Annotated in this window: 11 protein-coding genes; 3 read left to right on the top strand and 8 right to left on the bottom strand. The window is 55.5% G+C overall.

Annotated features, from left to right (window positions below; all coding sequences use genetic code 11):
- Positions 1–45 precede the first annotated feature (45 nt).
- Entirely contained in the window at positions 46–2,130 is a 2,085-nt protein-coding gene (locus tag OZX64_RS02495) for a TetM/TetW/TetO/TetS family tetracycline resistance ribosomal protection protein (RefSeq protein WP_277173600.1), read from the bottom strand.
- A 238-nt stretch (positions 2,131–2,368) separates the two neighbouring features.
- Here OZX64_RS02495 and OZX64_RS02490 point away from each other — a divergent pair, with 238 nt between their 5' ends.
- Both OZX64_RS02490 and OZX64_RS02485 read left to right on the top strand, forming a co-directional pair.
- On the top strand, positions 2,369–4,456 hold the full coding sequence (locus OZX64_RS02490; RefSeq protein ID WP_277173598.1) for an SIR2 family protein: 2,088 nt from the start codon (positions 2,369–2,371) through the stop codon (positions 4,454–4,456).
- Positions 4,446–6,284: an ATP-binding protein gene (locus OZX64_RS02485; protein ID WP_277173596.1), complete on the top strand. Its 1,839-nt coding sequence runs from the start codon at positions 4,446–4,448 to the stop codon at positions 6,282–6,284. Before OZX64_RS02490 ends, OZX64_RS02485 begins: the two co-directional genes overlap by 11 nt.
- A 751-nt stretch (positions 6,285–7,035) precedes the next feature.
- Here the strand turns inward: OZX64_RS02485 and hemH are convergent.
- The 5 genes from hemH to OZX64_RS02460 all read right to left on the bottom strand — a co-directional run bounded on the left by hemH (position 7,036) and on the right by OZX64_RS02460 (position 13,859).
- Positions 7,036–7,983 (bottom strand): ferrochelatase, encoded by a 948-nt coding sequence (hemH, locus tag OZX64_RS02480; RefSeq protein WP_277173594.1) that lies wholly within the window; start codon positions 7,981–7,983, stop codon positions 7,036–7,038.
- On the bottom strand, positions 7,973–9,418 hold the full coding sequence (locus OZX64_RS02475; RefSeq protein WP_277173592.1) for an MFS transporter: 1,446 nt from the start codon (positions 9,416–9,418) through the stop codon (positions 7,973–7,975). Before OZX64_RS02475 ends, hemH begins: the two co-directional genes overlap by 11 nt.
- Positions 9,411–10,307 carry a hydrogen peroxide-dependent heme synthase gene (gene hemQ, locus OZX64_RS02470; protein WP_277173590.1) on the bottom strand — a complete coding sequence of 299 codons (897 nt, stop codon included), beginning with the start codon at positions 10,305–10,307 and terminating at the stop codon, positions 9,411–9,413. Before hemQ ends, OZX64_RS02475 begins: the two co-directional genes overlap by 8 nt.
- A 568-nt stretch (positions 10,308–10,875) precedes the next feature.
- Positions 10,876–13,299, bottom strand: coding sequence for a heavy metal translocating P-type ATPase (locus tag OZX64_RS02465; RefSeq protein WP_277173589.1), 2,424 nt, complete (start codon positions 13,297–13,299; stop codon positions 10,876–10,878).
- Between the two features lie 167 nt (positions 13,300–13,466).
- Complete coding sequence (locus OZX64_RS02460) at positions 13,467–13,859, bottom strand: cupredoxin domain-containing protein (protein WP_277173587.1); 393 nt, start codon at positions 13,857–13,859, stop codon at positions 13,467–13,469.
- 395 nt (positions 13,860–14,254) lie between these two features.
- On the opposite strand from OZX64_RS02460, the gene OZX64_RS02455 reads away from it, so the two are divergent.
- Complete coding sequence (locus OZX64_RS02455) at positions 14,255–14,506, top strand: metal-sensitive transcriptional regulator (RefSeq protein WP_277157456.1); 252 nt, start codon at positions 14,255–14,257, stop codon at positions 14,504–14,506.
- Positions 14,507–14,697: 191 nt separating this feature from the next.
- Here OZX64_RS02455 and OZX64_RS02450 read toward each other — a convergent pair whose 3' ends face one another.
- Complete coding sequence (locus OZX64_RS02450; RefSeq protein ID WP_277173585.1) at positions 14,698–16,140, bottom strand: MFS transporter; 1,443 nt, start codon at positions 16,138–16,140, stop codon at positions 14,698–14,700.
- Positions 16,141–16,172: 32 nt separating this feature from the next.
- Positions 16,173–17,108 (bottom strand): nucleoside hydrolase, encoded by a 936-nt coding sequence (locus OZX64_RS02445; protein WP_277173583.1) that lies wholly within the window; start codon positions 17,106–17,108, stop codon positions 16,173–16,175.
- Positions 17,109–17,182: the final 74 nt, after the last annotated feature.

Here is a 17,182-nt window from a genome sequence, read left to right as displayed (position 1 = left end):
TGAGGTATATCGTCATAAAACGCTAGAAATCCAACAAAAATCTGTCTAGTTTCCCTCTTTCACGACGCGACCGAGATGGGCAAAATCGGGGACTTTGTTCCAGTGAACGGTGTAGCCGGCACCATGGGCGCAGAAGACGGAATCGGGCGTGTTTTCAAGATCAGTTTCCGGGTCATAGCCGGTTTGCTTGATGATTTCGTCGGCATTGTGGCACGGCTGGTATCCGGCGAAAACGCAGGTGAGCGACCCGCGGCCGTGGGTATAGGCGTTGACGTCCATCGAATAGTCCCGCATCTGCGAAACCGGCGCCTGGCCTTCCAATTCGGCGTAATCGCCGTCGGATTTCGGAGCGTCAAACGTTCCGCTCATCCGCTGGATATCGGCCATCGCACGACCCAGCATATCCTGCGGAACATCGAGACGGAAGCTGTAGAACGGTTCCAGAAGCCGGCACTCGCCCTTTGTTTTCAGTTCCATCAGCCCTTGTCGCACCGCACGGTAGGTGGCCTCTCGGAAATCGCCGCCTTCCGTATGCTTTTCATGGCCGCGACCGGCGATCAGCGTTATCGTCATGTCGGTGATCGGCGAGCCGGTGAGGACGCCGAGATGTTCCTTTTCGCGCAGGTGCGTCAAAATCGCGCGCTGCCAGTTGCGGTCGAGGTCGTCCAGGCTGCATTTCGACTCGAAACGCAACCCGCTGCCGGGTTCGCCGGGCTGAAGCAGCAGATGGACTTCAGCGTAATGGCGCAAGGGCTCGAAATGGCCGATGCCCTCCACCGGTGCAGTGATGGTCTCACGATAGAGGATGCCACCGGTGTCGAAATGGACGTCGAGCCCGAAACGGTCATGCATCATCTGGGTGATGATCTCGATTTGCACCGCCCCCATCAGCTGCACGTGAATCTCGCCGAGCCTCGCCACCCAGCGCACATGCAACGACGGGTCCTCATCCTCAAGCGTGCGCAAGGCTATCAGGATATGGTGCAGTTCCGGGGTGACCTCGGCGGGTTTGGCGACCGGCTCCGCCGACGAAGAATCCTTGCCTGGGGTCTCCTCGACGTTATCCTGCTTGCTTTCGCCAGCATCCGATTTGCCGGGCAACACCGTGTAGGTCAACACCGGCTGGAGTATGGACTGCCCGGCGTTGGCCTCAACGCCCAGCCCTTCGCCGGGGAACGTGCGCGTCAATCCCGTCACCGCGCACACCTCGCCGGCAGCTACTTCATCGGCCAGTTCGAACTTCGCTCCCGAATACCGCCGAATCTGGTCGACTTTCTCCTGCCAGACTTCTGTTTCGGAATCGGGCGAATCGGCTTCTTCGCGCCTATTGGTGAGCACTGCCTTGACCTTGAGCGTGCCGCCGGTGACCTTGAGCCATGTAAGCCGGTTGCCCTGTCCGTCATGCGAGATCTTGTAGATGCGAGCGCCGAAATCGTCTGGATAATCCCGTTGCCGCGTATACCGTTCCAGCCCCTGCAGGAACTCGTCGATACCCTCGAGTTTCAGCGCGGAACCGGAATAACAAGGGAAAAGCTGCCGCTCGGCAACCATCGAACGCAGCGTATCGTCTGAGATATTGCCGCAGCCCAGCAATTCATCCATCGCGGTGCCGCTCTCATCGAGCAACGCGACTTCCTCCTGCTTCCCCGGCTCGGTATCCCCTTCGAAATCGATGCAACCCTCGGAAAACCGCTGTTGCATCTGTGCGATGAGTCCCGCCTTGTCGGCTCCGGCAGCATCCATTTTGTTGATGAAGATGAAGGTCGGTACGTGGTAGCGGGCCAGCAGACGCCACAAGGTTTCGGTATAGCCCTGCAGCCCGTCGCCCACGCCGATGACGAGAATCGCATAATCGAGCACCGTGAGCGTGCGTTCCATCTCGGCCGAAAAATCAACATGGCCAGGGGTGTCGAGCAGCGTGAATGCAAAATCGCCCTGCTGCAACATGGCCTGCTTCGAAAAAATGGTGATGCCGCGCCGCTTCTCCATGGCATCGGTGTCGAGAAAAGCATCGCCGTGGTCCACGCGCCCCAGCTTACGAATCTCGCCGGCACGATAAAGCATCGCCTCGCACAGCGTAGTCTTCCCCGCGTCCACATGCGCCGCGATCCCCACCACCGCTCGTTTCATTCGCCTGCTCCCCCTCATCCATTACACAACCACCCGTTGCATAATCATTTTATTACCGAAAGACTATCGCACGAAACATAAGAGGACGATCACGTCGCTTCTCCTACCATTATTATTTTCGCCCGCATCCGAGGCAAGAAGCCCATTGCAAAGTCAAACCAGCCCTGGTCAGATTTACACAACTCGATATAAAATACTATTCCATAAGCGCTATATCAACAATAACGACAGGATTTCTATGAGTTCAACCAACGCCGACGCGGACGAAACCGAAACCGCAACACCTCCTACACCTGAAGAAGAGCCTTCAAGTGAGGATCGAAGCAAGGAAATCAAAACAGGAAAGTTCATCGAATTTCGATTCAAGAACCAAGTACGCAATACGGTTTCCGGTAAATTCCATACCAATTCCTCCATGGACAACCCAAAGAAAACCGATAATACCAAGTCCCAAAGAGATGGCGACACCAAAGAAGAAGAAGAAGACCGACAAGCTCTCCATGATCGCCTCCTCTCAGCCTTGCAGATGAAACATCTAGTCGTTCTGGCAGGATCAGGCACTTCGCTAGACCCCTTGTTCGGCCCCAGTATGAGCGACCTTTGGATTAAGGCAGAGCCATCTATTAATGACCACGTTCAAACAATTCTAAAAGAAACAGTCGGTGGTTCCGTCATAAAAGAAAAGAATATTGAAGAATTCCTCAGTGTACTCGAATCGCTCATCGACTCCCCTCGATACAGAAAATTTAGAAACATCTCTGAGGAACAAACCGAAACGGACACGAAGGCAAACACCAAAGAGGAAAACGAAACCGGCATAGACCAGACACCGACAGAATCCGACAAAGACAACGGGCTGAACCATTCATCATCAGACGAGGAGAAGAAAAGAAGAAAGGAATACGATGCTCTTGTTAGCTGCGACAAAGAAATAAAAAGCACGATTCTCGACTGTTGTAGATTGTTCCCAGACCCTCTTAAAGGGCTTTGGCAAGTCTGTGAGCCCCATCTGACAGAAGATGTCTGCAATCGACTAAACATAAGAAAAAATGACATCAAAAACCAAATAGATACCGATGGCCATGTTGTTTGGATTGAAAAAATTGTTGAAGCCATAGAAAACTACAATAATTCTCGTACACAAGAAGGCGACTCTTCACAAAACGAACCGACCAATATCGATGGCACCGATACCATTAAGACGCACATTGATCTCATCAAGGAATCGATAACAGATCGATGCCTTCTGATTTTCGGAAGTAGAACTCAGAAATGGAATCCCGATCACGCTCCATTATGGGATATTGTTACAAGGCAAATAACTACAGATGATAAGCAAACCATGGAAATCATCAGAGAGTTTAAGCCCGATTGTCAAATTATAAACGATGAGCCAAGCATCGAAGAACTTCTCAATAAAGCTAAGAAATACAGTACTGAACTTTCTTCTACAGTCAACGTGGAGGATTGGATTTCGAAAATCCGGAACATAATCTTTAATAACAGTTATAAGTTACTAAATAAAAAGTCAGATTTGGCACGTCTTCACCAAAAGTTTCTGAAAGACCTCGCACTGAGACCTGCAAAGTCTCCGCGCCCACAGTTGTTTACCACCAATTACGATCGCCTATTCGAGACAGCAGCCGGGCAGAATGGCCAGTCCGTCATTGACGGTTTTTCATTCAGTTTTCCCCGTGTCTTTGACTCGCGATTCTTCGGATACGATATAGTCCGCCGATCAGGTGAAGACGAGCATGAACTTGTCCCACAGGAAGGCGTCATTAAACTCTACAAACTTCATGGTTCTGTCGACTGGCAAACAGATCATACTTCGGATTTTGAAAAAAACATTACTATCAATGAAAACGTGAAAGCAGACGATGCATGCATGATCTTCCCTTCAAAACAAAAGTATCATCAGAGCTATGAAGAACCTTATCTTGGCCTGATGGCAGAATTCAGGGAATCATTACGTAGACCGAATACCTGCGTTCTAGTCATCGGATTCGGGCTCAACGACGACCACCTTTCAGGCCCGTTACTCAGCGCCATCAAAACCAATCCGTCACTACATGTCATCTTCGTACTCCCATCGGCAATACAACTAGCAACAGAAAAGAAAAAGCCAAAAGCCGACAAATATAACCGATATTGGGACGATATACGCAAGGAACTAGAGCACGACGCAAACAACATCACTCTAATTAACGCAATCTTCGGATCATTCACTGACGTGATACCCGAATTGAAAGCCATGTCGCCCGCCGACAAACTGCAATTAGCCGTACAGGAAATAGCCGGAAATGTGGTACGTAATGCAAAATGAACCTATACAAGAAGATAAGACCGTAGGGCTCTTTTCCAGCGAACTGCTCATCGGCTCCATAACCAGCGTCTCTCCTGACACCGTTATCTGTACCGTGCCGAATCAACAGACTGGATCAGGCGTCCAGTACTGCGGAGACCGCCAAGGAGTGGGAGAAGTTGGAGAATACGTTGTCATCCAATCCCAACAAGTAGTGCTGATGGGCAGAATCAGCGATGTCACCGTGCCACATAGCGACATCGCGCAACTTGAGCACAACACCTATACCGTGAATACGGTATCCGCAAACGCCACTATCCAACTTCTCGGGTCCATTGCACAAGACACCTTCAAAATCACTGCAGGGGTGACTGCATACCCGCGTCTCGGTGACCTTGTGTATTCATTGCCGAAAGCGTTTCTTGGCCTCATTCCACAAAACGCCGCCAGTGTAGACGGAGACGTGCAACTGGAACTTGGAACACTCAAAGGAACTTCGACGCCTATTGCTCTACGCCCGGAAGACCTCTTCTCACGGCATTGCGCAATCCTCGGCATGACCGGCGGCGGCAAAAGCTACACACTAGAACATTTACTAGAAGAGTTACAACGATATTCCAGTTCTAAGGCAATACTCATTGATTCGACTGGAGAATATAAGCCTTGTTGCTTCGAGAAAAACGAAGCGGGCGAAGACAAGGCACTAGATTTGATATCTTGGCTGCATACGCCAAATGGGGACAACGACGGGAACGAAATCAAATTTTCTGCATCCTGTTTTTCGGATTCTGATTATTTTTCTCTGTTCCTTCCAACTGCTACCACACAAGCGCCAACCTTACTTAATGCCTTGCAATCGTTACGAGTATTAAAAGCATTGTCTGCCGATACATCCCTATCAGATCAAGGCAGTGAGTTTTCTACGCCAGAATCTGGTATCTTGACAAAATTAGGGAAAAAGCTTTCTGCTTTCAATTCCTTAATAAACAACAATCCTTCTTTAAGAAAAATTTTCGTCGACCCTAATGCGTCATTTGATATACAGTCTTTACCCCAACAAGTAATTGCGGAATGTATTAAGGTGGACAATAGCGGATATTGGAGAGAGAACGCACAACTGCTTAATTGGTGTCAACCACTATTATTCCAAATACGCCAAGTTTTGTACAGTGGGCATTTCCCCTTTGCTCTAAAAACGGATGACACAGATTTTACTTCAAAACTTGACAATTTCTTGAAACCAAAAAACAAACAACAACTATTGGTCGTTGACATATCTGACATGGACCCATCCGGTAAAGCACGACAAGTAATTGTCAATGCTATTGCAAATTCACTTATGGACTATGCGCGAAATAAAAAAATCATACGAGCCACTCGTCCACTTATGCTACTCATCGACGAAGCTCATAATTTTATTGGTAAAAGCACCGGTTCACCAGACTTTGCATACTCATTGCATGGTATTGAGGACATTTCACGTGAAGGGCGTAAATATGGATTGAACCTCGTCTTAGCTACTCAGCGTCCACGTGATTTATCTGGCGCTGTATTGAGTCAAATGGGAACGATGATTGTGCATCGTCTAGTTAATGACAGCGACCAGAAGATAATTAGAGATACTAGTGGTGCAGCCAGTAGTGCATCCCTGCGTTATCTTCCTGATTTGCAGCCAGGAGAAGCTTTGATACTCGGAACAGATATTCCCATACCACTTGATGTACAAGTTGCAAAACCAGTCCGACATCCTCATTCTCAAAGCTCTAATTTCCAAGGTACTTGGCATCTAATAGAACAGAAGCAAACAGACACTGAACCTCAAGAAAACAAAGACGAAACTGAAAGGTAATGCTGAATCAATGTTCTCTCCACGGATATAGGCCTTGATCATAATCCAAAGCCTTTAGGAAGGGCTTGCTCAAACCGGGAACTACGAAATCCATGTAGCAGAAATCGCCTATACGAGCGGCAAGTTAGCTTTTAACTCCGGCATTTCTTGCCTGATGCTCAAGCCTTTGGCAGCCAGCGCACAAATCGAACTCAGGCGGTTTGGAGCCACCGCATTCTTACGGGGATTCTCATTTTTCGAACGGTCGCAGACCTTGCGCATGTAGCTTCCAGTAAGATTGAACAGTTCCTCATCGAACTGCACGTTCTGCTATCGCTATCGCCCATGTCTCGCCGCTTTGGAATTGATCATCTCGTCATGGAGCGTCCTGCTCATGTTCTTGAAGGCATCAATCGGGGCATCAAGCTGGTTGACGATGCCTCGCACAGTATCGACCAGGCATGGTGAAGCGGGCCAAAAGAATTGGGAAGAAAGAACAAGCGACGTCGCTTCACCACACTACCTGCGGATTCCGGTCCTCCAGTAAAACCGAGCATCCATTATTACCAGCGAAAGATAAGAGACAAGGCCTTCATCGAATCACTGGTTTCAGTCTACACGCCTTTATGATATTTTGCGACACTTTAATAAAATTTCGTCTCGAAATACGAAAAACCGTCACCAACGACCAGCAGACCAGCAGACCGGCGACCGGTTGCCGGATGACGATGAACTCCGCCATCCGGCAACCGCATACCCCTACCATCGCCCGTCACTCGGCACCCAGAACGGCGTCCTCCAGCGCAGCGATCAGAAGCGTGTCGGCGTTCGGCATCCGCAGACGCCGAAGCTTGCCGCCTACGGATTCGATCTCATTCTTCAGTTCGATGTCCACATCGTAGAGAATCTCGAGATTGTCGGCGATGAAGCCGAGCGAGGCCGAAACGATGGTGGAGATGCCGCCGTTTTGGATGAGGTCCTTGGCGGTTTCCTTGAAATCGGGTCCGATCCAGGGCTCGCCGGTGCGTCCGGCACTCTGCCAGGCGATGGTGAATTGCTTGCCGCGCAGGCCGGCGGCCTCGGCTACCGTCTTGGCATTGCCGGTAACCTCATCGAGATACGGGTCGCCACCGTCGATGATGCGCATCGGCAGGCTGTGGGCGCTGAAGATGACCTTGGTATCGTCGCGATCGGTGAGCTCCTTCATGGCGACGAGCTGGTCGGTCCAGAACTTGATGAGGTTCCCGTCCTTCCACCAGCTGCGGATGGGATGGTAGGCGATTCCCGGATGCTTCTTCAACGCCTCCTGCGCGCGCTCGTGATAGTTTTCAACGGAATACTCGGAATACTGCGGGGCCAGCGGAAGACCGTAAACCTCGGTAATCCCGGCTTGCGCAAACTCGTCTACAGTGCCGGCGATATAAGGCTCGATGTATTTGAATCCCTTGCGAACAACATATTCGCCGGGATGATCGCGGTCGAGCGCGGCCTGAAGGCCTGCAACCTGGCCGTCGGTGATCTTGGCGAGCGGCGAGGTGCCGCCGATGGCTTCGTAACGGCCGGCGAGCTCGTCAAACAGACGCTGAGGCGGCTTGACGCCATGGCGGATATTGGTGTAATAGCCCATCAGGTCCTCGGTTTTGTACGGGGTACCGTAGGCCATCAGAAGCACCGCCTTTTTCGGGGCGGCGGATGCGTTGTCGGAATGTTCACTTGTCATAATCGATGGTTCCTTTGTTGAAGGGGACGAATAGGGTCAGCACGATGCACACCACGGTGATCGCCAGCGCGACCAGGAACATGGCGCGGAAGGAGGTCAGCGTCGGGTTGCCGTTCACGCTGCCGACGAGCATGGCCGAGGCGAAGACGAGCGGAGCGATGGTCATGCCGATTTTCTTGCAGGCCGAGACACCTCCGATGGCCTGCATGCGTTGGTCAGGTGCGGCAAGCCGGCCGGCGATGACCTGCAGCGGCGAGGACATGAAGGCACCGAGGCCGAGGCCGAAGAGCGTCGAGAGCACGAAGAACGCCGGCAGACTGTTGGAGGTCAGGAGCATGCCGATAACGGAAATAGCGTTGATGGCGCTCGAAACGATCAGGGCTTTCTTGTTGCCGAGTTTGTCGACGAAAATGCCGCCGATGTACGCACCGATCAGGCTGCCCAGCCCGGTGCCCATCATGGTCATGCCGGAAAGCGCCTTGGATAGATGGAAGACGACGTGAACGTAAGTGGGAATATAGACGAACAGCGAGAAGAGGCTGCCGCCGACCATCGCGAGTACGAGGGTGAGCACGTAGGAGCGGTGACGGAACAGGCTGATCGGCAGGAACGGCATCGCGCCCTCGTCAAGCCTCTTTTCGCAGTATAGGAAAATCAGGAACGCGACCACGGCGATGACGAAGAGCAGAAGAACCACGACCCAGTACTGCTGGAAATGCTGGCTCAAGGTGATGGCGAGCATCAGCGTCAGCAGCGCCACCGAGAACGAGCACAGGCCCGCCAGATCGGTTTTCGAAGCGGTTGCCGCCAGCTGGTTATCCATCACGAACCAAGCCAGGACGAAAAGGATGAGCAGAACGGGAAGCATGCCGCAATAGAAGGCACGCCAGTCCTTGGCCATCCCGATCGCCATACCTGCGAGCGCCGGCCCGGCGATGGCGGAAAGCCCCGCGACCACGCCGACGAGGGAGACCCTGCGCCCTTGGTGATTGCTGCGGGCGGCTTGCATCAGCTCGCTCATCGCGAGCACCATGATCCCGCTGTCGCCGATGGCCTGGATGAAGCGGCCGGCGAGCATCAGCGGATATACGGGTGCCAGCGCAATGATCAGGCAGCCGACGAACCAGAAGCTGAGCTCCCAAAGGAAGACCTTCTTGGTGCCGCGGGTGTCGGAAAGGTTCGCCATGATCGGCGTGCCTACCACAAGGCCCAGCGTGTAGATGCCGGCCACCCAGGAGGAGCCCAGCGTGGTCAGGCCGAAGGTCTTGGCGATCGAGGAAAGCAGGGTGCCCGCCGAGCCGCTGTCGAGCTGGGTGACGAAAACGACCAGAGCGTAGAACCAGATCGGGGGCTTGCGTATGGCTTGCCCCAAAGCCTTCGCCGCATCGGTTGTCCCAGCCGCCTTGGTTTGGGCTTGGGAGGCAGCATCACTCATGATGGCCGGCCCCGGCGGCTGACGCGGTTGAAGACGCGGAGGCGGGAGCGTCGGATGACGAAGAAACCGGCTCATCGGCCCCTGCGGGAATGATCTCGCCTTCCATGGTGTGACGCGCACCCGGCTTCGGCTTGCTCACTTCCCAGCCGTCGAGGAAGAAATGATCCAGATCCTCGGCCGGCAGATACGTTCCGGTGATGAAGTACGGGAAGTCGCCGTAGACGGCGCTGGCTTCGGCGTAACGCATGGCTTCGATGATCTTCTTGAAGACCAGCGGATCGTCGGCCAGCAGCAGCACGCCCCATTCGTGGTCATCTAGCCCCATCGCGCCGGTGATGAACGGCAGCACGCGTCCGCCGAACGAACGGCCAATCTTGCCATGATCCTTCATATAGGCCTGACGCTGCTCGAACGGCAGGGTGTACCAGTTGGCGTCGGGGATGCGGGTTTTGGACATCGGATAGAAGCAGACATACGGCTTCTTCGGCAGTTTCGGCTTGACCGCACGGCTGACATAGCCCCAGCCACGCTCGGTTTTCGGTTTGCCGGAGTAGGTGCCGGACTCCCCTATCGAGACGAACGAACCGGCTTTGGTCATGAACGCCGACAACGGCAGCTTTGCCAGACGGTTTTCGATTTCGTTGAGTTCATCCAACGTCTCGCGGTACAGGATCAGGCCGAGGTCACCCTTATGGCCGCTGACGTCGAAGAGATACCAGCTTCCTTTGCCTGCTTCCTCGTTGGTCTCGAACTGCGCAAGCATCTGCTTGAACTGGTCGACCTCACGACGCTGCGCCTCGGCATCCTGCTTCTGGAACGACGGCCAATCCATCTTCCACCACAGGTCAAGGCAATACCAACCATCCAATGTCGCTACTGGATCTTGCATATCCCTCATCTCTCCTTTGATTGCGTACGGATATGCCCGCCGGCTTTCGGCACGGCGCTGCTGCACGTCATGGTCGACAAGACCAGCAAGATACATCCGACCGGTTACGTCAAACCTTGCATGCCTTTCTAGCAATCATGTCCGCTATTACTTTGCGATAACTTATCCGACCACTACAATCAGGACAAGAAACCTCAATGACATCAACCAAAACAGACATTTCTGCCAGCAAATAGCAAACGGCCATCACCACAGACAATGACATCAAAAGTCTGTTACGATAACTGTTAGAAGGTTTGACTTCTCAAGTCACAAGAGACATGTTACTCGTCGAAAAGCGCTTTTGAGACATATTTATAATATTTAGTCTCAAAACAAGGTATTCCGCGGATTTCCCGGCGTGTCGAAACAGAATGGCTTACTTCAACCTGCGGTCACCAACAGATACCGCACGTATTTCCATCTTTCTTTTGACAATCACGGGTCAGGGCGAGCCGTTCCATAGAAAAGACTGTGGCCGTCCGCAATCGGGACGGCCACAGTCTTGAATCTTATTGATTCTTTGATTTCAAGCTACATACTTGGCCGGGTCGGCGGCGAAGCTCTTCACGCAGTTGTCGCTGCAGAAATAGTAGGTCTTGCCGTTGTAGTCCTGGCTGCCGGCGGCGGTCTTCGGGTCGATCATCATGCCGCAGACCGGGTCCTTGACGGTGTTGGCGTCGCTGTTCATGTTCATATCCATGGTTGTTCCTTCTTTCGCTTTCGCGGGTTGGTTGTTGCGTGGCGCATCTTTGGATACGCCAACAGATTGTGCGGCATCTTTGAGCTCGACATGACGTTCGCGCAGCTTGAAAGTGAAGCGACGGGGCTTGAGTGTCTCCGGGTTGAAGCCGCGCAGACGATTGGCGTTCAAGACCACGGAAAGCGAGGAGAACGCCATCGCAGCTCCGGCGATCATCGGATTGAGCATGATATGCCAGAACGGGTAGAGGATGCCGGCGGCGATCGGGATGCCGATGCCGTTGTAGCCGAAAGCGAAACCAAGGTTCTGCTTGATGTTGCGCATGGCCGCACGCGACAGGTCGATGGCGGTAACCAGGCCGGTGAGACTGCCGGAGACCAAGGTGATGTCGGAGGACTCGATGGCCACGTCAGTCCCCGTGCCGATGGCGAATCCGACATCGGCGGCCGCGAGCGCCGGGGCGTCGTTGATGCCGTCGCCGACCATGCCGACGATGTGCCCCTCGTTTTGCAACCGCACGATTTCGGCGGCCTTGCGTTCCGGGCGGACACCGGCGATGACACGGTCCACGCCCACCTGATCGGCCATCGCTTGGGCGGTGGTCTTGTTGTCACCGGTCAGCATGACCACCTGCAGCCCTCGTTCGCGCAACGCAGCAATCGCCTTGGCCGAGTCCGGCTTGACGGTGTCCGCCACGGCCAGCACAGCGACCAACGCGCCGTCCACGGCAGCCAGAATCGGCGTCTTGCCTTTTCGTGCGTAATCGGCGAACAGCGCTTCGGTTTTGTCATACGGCATCCCGATTTGACGGTCTTTCACCAAAGCGGCATTACCGACGATGACGTCATGACCCCCGACTTTCGCCACCACCCCGCTGCCCGGCACGGCTTCGAACGAATTCGCCTTCGGCACGTCCAGCTTGCGCTGCTCGGCACCTTTGACGATGGCCTGCGCCAGCGGGTGTTCGGAGACCTGCTCGGCTCCGGCGATCAGGGAAAGCAGATGTTCCTGTTGCGTTTTTTCGACTGTCGCGCCATCCGCATTTTCGGCTTGCACATCCCCGAGCCAACCGATATCGGTCAGTTCCGGCTTGCCGCGCGTTATCGTGCCGGTCTTGTCGAGCACAACGGTGTCGACGTCATGCGCGGTCTGCAGCGCCTCGGCGGAACGGATGAGCACACCGAAACGCGCGGCCTTGCCGGTGGAAATCGTCACGGAAAGCGGGGTGGCGATGCCCAAGGCGCACGGGCAGGCGATGACCAGAACAGCCACGGCGGAGACGAGTCCGTACAGCCCTTGCGGAGCGGGGCCGAACAACCACCAGATCACGAACGTCCAGATGGCGATGAGGATGACGCCCGGCACGAAGTAGCCGGAGATCCTGTCGGCAAGCTTCTGGATCGGCGCCTTGGAGGTCTGGGCGGTGCGCACCAGCTTGATGATCTGCGCGAGCACGGTGTCACGGCCGACCTTGGTGGCGCGATATCGCAACGTTCCGTTGCCGTTGATCGTGGCACCGGTGACGATATCGCCTTCGCCCTTGGCAACCGGAATGGACTCACCGGTGATCATGGATTCGTCGACGGAAGTCCGGCCCGAAATAACCTTGCCGTCGACCGGCAGCTGCTCGCCCGGCTTGATAACGACGATATCGCCCACTTCGACCTTATCGGCGTTGATGTCAAACTCCTTGCCGTCGCGCACGACGTGGGCGGTTTTGGGCGTGAGACCGATCAGCGCACGAATCGACTCCCCGGTTCCCAGACGCGCGTGGGCTTCGAGCAGCTGGCCCAAGAGCATCAGCGTGATGATGGTGCCGACGGATTCGTAGTAGGGTTCGCGGGCGCTGGCAGGCAAGATTCCCGGCGCCACGGTGACTACGACGCTATACATATACGATGCGGCGGTTCCCAGCGCCACCAACGAATTCATTTCCGGGGCGCGATGCGCGAGCGCCAGCCAGCCGGTGCGGTGAATCGGCCAGCCGGAATAGAACATGACCGGGGTGATGAAAAGGAACTCGACCCACGGATTGGTGAAAAAGTCGATGACGCCCATGGGCACGAACGCTTTGAGCCACATACCGAACATGGCGAAGACGAACACCGGGATCGTCAGCACTGCGGCGACGACCAGCCTGCGTTCGAGCGCTTTGATCTCGGCCTTGCGCACCGCTTCCGGATCGTCGGTCCGGGGCCGCCGTCCGTTGGTTGCAGATCGCGTTGCCGTTTGTTCGCTGACTTGACTCATTGTCTGCTCCGTATCATTGTTCAGGTCATCCATATTCACGAGGTGACCAGATGGTCTGTTTCAATCTCGCGCTGCCGATCGTGTCCGGCGTAGCCCTTTGCCGTCTGCCGCCACAGCCACATCCGGCTATCGGCCTCCAGACTCCGGCCAAGGCACGCACTCTTTGCTTAGGCCTTTGCCTTCGCGCCCTTCGGCAGCACATGCACCATGCCGTGCAACATGTTCATCCCGCACGCATACGGCAGATCACCGGGCTTGTTCGGCGTGAACTCGACGTCGGTCGTCGTGAACGGCGGTAGGGTCTGGTCGATGCCGAGGTCGCTGAAGACGACATGAGAGGAGCATTCGCCATCCTCCTGACGGTCGAATTGCAGACGGACCGGCGAGCCGGCCTCCACGTCGATCTCGGCCGGCGTATAGCCACCTTTCACCACGATATGCGCCGTCTGCAACGCACCTTCACGGCTAGCCTGCGCGGCCTTGCGGGGCGCGAAGAAGTACCAGACGATGACCACGCTTACAATCAGGGCGACCAGGATCACTGCGATGTCGATAACCATATCCCCTCACAATCCGCCGCCGCAATACCCTCCGGCAGCCTCGTCGTATTCGCCGTAACTGAAATTCAGCATACCCCCCTAGGGTATATGATGTCAATATATTCAGCTCAGCATCGCAATGGGCGATACACGAACAGACCGAAACGTTCGATGGAAGGAAGGCAACGATGGAACAAGCCATACAGCACGAAAGTGCACGCCCGAATAAAGTCTCAAGCAAATCCAGGCCGCCGGAATCGACAGAGTCCATGGGCGGTATCGAATCCGCAGGTTCCGGTCAATCGGCACATTCCTGCGTACATGGCGACAATATATCCCCCACACTAACCACGACACAGCCCGACACCGCTTCGAAACCATGTGCCCACGTCGGCTACGTCCACGACAAGAAGAAGCTGGTCACCCGCCTGCGCCGCATCGAAGGTCAGGTACGGGCGATCACCGCGATGGTCGAGAACGACACCTACTGCATCGACATCCTCACCCAGATCGCCGCGTCGAATAGCGCCCTGAAATCCGTGGCGCTGCTGTTGCTCGGCGACCATCTCGACAGCTGCGTGGCCACGGCCGCCGCCAAAGGCGGACCGGTCGCCGACGAGAAGATGGACGAGGCCATCGCCGCGATCACGCGATTGGTGAAATCGTAAAGCCGCAATGGCCGGTCAGGCAGACCCGTCGCGAGTGCCGCTTGGCGTCATCCTCGACGCACGGCAATCCAACGGAGACGCACAGCAGATACGAATGTGTCCTGATTCCCCAATGACGAAAAGGAATCAGGACACACTGTTTTAGCGGCGCCTACCGGCTCGGGTCAACGCCCCGGAAGGCACCACACAATTTACTTGCTGTTTTCCGCGCGGGAGTGGCTGTAGATCATCTTCATGGAGAAGATGAAGAGCAGCATGGCCACGAGGATGATCACGCCGCCGATGATGAACACGTTGGCGTACGAGGAAGCAGCGCCCGGAGCGGTACCCGCGATCGAGCCGCCGCCCATGGACTTGTTGGTCATCATCTGGCCGAAGAGCGCGACGCCGATGGAACCGGTGATCGCCTGGATCAAATCATTGAAGCCCAGTGCACGTCCGGACTCCTCCGCCTCCACGGTCAGCGTCGCGGTGTCGACGATCGGCTGATAGAAGAAGGAGGTGCCGAAGTAGTAGATGCAAGGAGCCACGGCGAGTGCCCAGATCTGGCCGGCGGGAATCAGGAACGCAATGGCGATCAGGCCACCGCCCATGCAGGCGAGCGCCAGGATGACCGAAGCCTTGCGACCGATCTTCTGGATGATCGGACCCGCGGCGAAGCCCATGATGGCGGCGAGGATGATGGACCAGACCAGGAGGTTGGAGACCTTCGAGGAATCGATGCCATAGACGTCCATACCGATGTTGTTGACGCCAGCGTTCAAGGTATAGCTGAAGAAGTAACCGATGAAGATGACGGTCATGGTCACGGCGAAAGCCGGATTGGCGAGCATCTTGGGGGTGATGAACGGGTTCTTGGCCTTGTTGATGTAGACCACGAAGGCGACGAGCGTGACGATGCACGCAATGCCCCAGGCCCAGTTCATATCGGTGAAGAACATCGTCACGGCACCGGCGAACAGGCCGATCAGGATGAAGCCGACACCGTCGATGTGAGCACCCTCGGCGTGCTGGTCGGGAAGGTTCTTGGCCAATGCCGGGATGCCGAAGACGGCGAGAATGCCGACGCCGAAGAGCCAACGCCAATCGACCAGGGTCATGTAGCCGGCCAGGAACACGCCCAGAGCCGCCGCCACACGGAAGACCGCGACGAAGACGCCGTACCAGAGCACGCGCTTGCGCTTCTCGACGTACTTGGAGACCAGCACCAGGAAGATGGAACCGGTGACCTGCCAGCCGATGGACTGCAACACGCGGGCGGCGATGACGATCCAGATGCTCAGCTGACCCAGGCAGCCGAGCGCGGAGCCGATAACGAAGACGATGGTACCGTAGGTCACCATCTTTTTCAGCGATACGAAGTCACCTAGCGAACCGTAGATGACGCACACGATGCCCAGCACGATGCCGGGAATCGAGGTGATCAGCGGCGCCAGGCCGGGCTGGCCCAGCTGCTTGCCGATGTTCGCGTAGATCATGCCGAACGCCTGCTGCTGCAGCACGCCCAACGTGTAGATGGCCAGGATGATCGGGATGGCGACCTTGGTCATCTTGTTCATTTTCTCGAACTCCGGGGTCCCCTCCTCAGGAACCGGTATCCCGTTGCTCTGGTCCTTGACTGCTGTTTCAGCCATGTACTTTCCTTTCCCTTCGAAAAGTATGTTGGTTATTGTTGTTTTCGTTCAACGGATGCGATTCGCTGAACGAAACGTTTGCGGAACCGTTCGACGTCAACGTCCACACAGACGGAGACGTTGCGGTTGTTGCTGACGATGCCGTCGTAGTCGACCACGGTGGCACCGAGGGTCAGCGGGCTGGAGATCTCCACGTCCACGAAGGCGTCGCGCATGGTGAACATATCGGGCTCGACCATCGCCAGTGCGGCGGAGGGATCGTACATCTTGATACCGTTTTCGATGTGGCCGCCGTCATAGGAGCGGAACAGCGCGCCGATCATGACGCCCACCTCGCCGGTCTCTTCCATGTCTTCCAGGTCTTCGACGACCAGATGAGCCTTGCGGCCGATGTCGAGACCGACCATGGTGATCGGCAGGCCGGAGCGGAAGACCATTTTCGCGGCTTCCGGGTCGACGGAGATGTTGAATTCGCCATAGACGCCGATATTGCCGCGAGCGGTCGAGCCGCCCATCATCACGATGCGTTCGACGTGTTCCTTGACCTCCGGGAAGGTGGCGAACAGCAGGGCGATGTTGGTCAGCGGGCCCAAGGTGAGCAGGGTGACCGGCTCCTCGCTTTCCATCAGCACGCGACGCTCCTCGAGGACCGCGTTGTTGGCGGTCAGCAGAGTGGTGTCGGGCTCGGGGAAATCGAACATGCCCATGCCGCCCTTGCCGTGCGCTTCGGTGGCGAAGCGGTTGTCGCGCATCAACGGTGCCGCTGCGCCGCGGGCGACGGGAATCCTGCGGCCGAGGAAGGTCAGCAGCTTCAGGGCGTTGTTGGTGGTGTGCCCGATGCCGACATTGCCCGAAACCGAGGCGATGAGTTTGATATCGACGCTGGGCTCATCGACCAGGAGGGTGATGGCCGCGGCGTCGTCGATGCCAGGATCGGTATCGATGATCAGTGGTTTTCTGGTGTTCATGTGTTATCCCTTCGTTGTGATAATCGAAAAACGAAAATGATGACTGCCCCGTCCGGCACCTGACATACTTCGCC

The organism is Bifidobacterium sp. ESL0704 (assembly GCF_029392075.1).
Lineage (GTDB): Bacteria > Actinomycetota > Actinomycetes > Actinomycetales > Bifidobacteriaceae > Bifidobacterium.
Note: the sequence above shows the minus strand (reverse complement) of the source record. Positions and strands in the feature narration are given on the sequence as shown.

Bases quoted from the DNA above. Each gene is read 5' to 3' on its own strand.
- OZX64_RS02495 (WP_277173600.1), bottom strand. From the start codon at position 2,130: ATGAAACGAGCGGTGGTGGGGATCGCGGCGCATGTGGACGCGGGGAAG.
- OZX64_RS02490 (WP_277173598.1), top strand. From the start codon at position 2,369: ATGAGTTCAACCAACGCCGACGCGGACGAAACCGAAACCGCAACACCT.
- OZX64_RS02485 (WP_277173596.1), top strand. From the start codon at position 4,446: ATGCAAAATGAACCTATACAAGAAGATAAGACCGTAGGGCTCTTTTCC.
- hemH (WP_277173594.1), bottom strand. From the start codon at position 7,983: ATGACAAGTGAACATTCCGACAACGCATCCGCCGCCCCGAAAAAGGCG.
- OZX64_RS02475 (WP_277173592.1), bottom strand. From the start codon at position 9,418: ATGAGTGATGCTGCCTCCCAAGCCCAAACCAAGGCGGCTGGGACAACC.
- hemQ (WP_277173590.1), bottom strand. From the start codon at position 10,307: ATGCAAGATCCAGTAGCGACATTGGATGGTTGGTATTGCCTTGACCTG.
- OZX64_RS02465 (WP_277173589.1), bottom strand. From the start codon at position 13,299: ATGAGTCAAGTCAGCGAACAAACGGCAACGCGATCTGCAACCAACGGA.
- OZX64_RS02460 (WP_277173587.1), bottom strand. From the start codon at position 13,859: ATGGTTATCGACATCGCAGTGATCCTGGTCGCCCTGATTGTAAGCGTG.
- OZX64_RS02450 (WP_277173585.1), bottom strand. From the start codon at position 16,140: ATGGCTGAAACAGCAGTCAAGGACCAGAGCAACGGGATACCGGTTCCT.
- OZX64_RS02445 (WP_277173583.1), bottom strand. From the start codon at position 17,108: ATGAACACCAGAAAACCACTGATCATCGATACCGATCCTGGCATCGAC.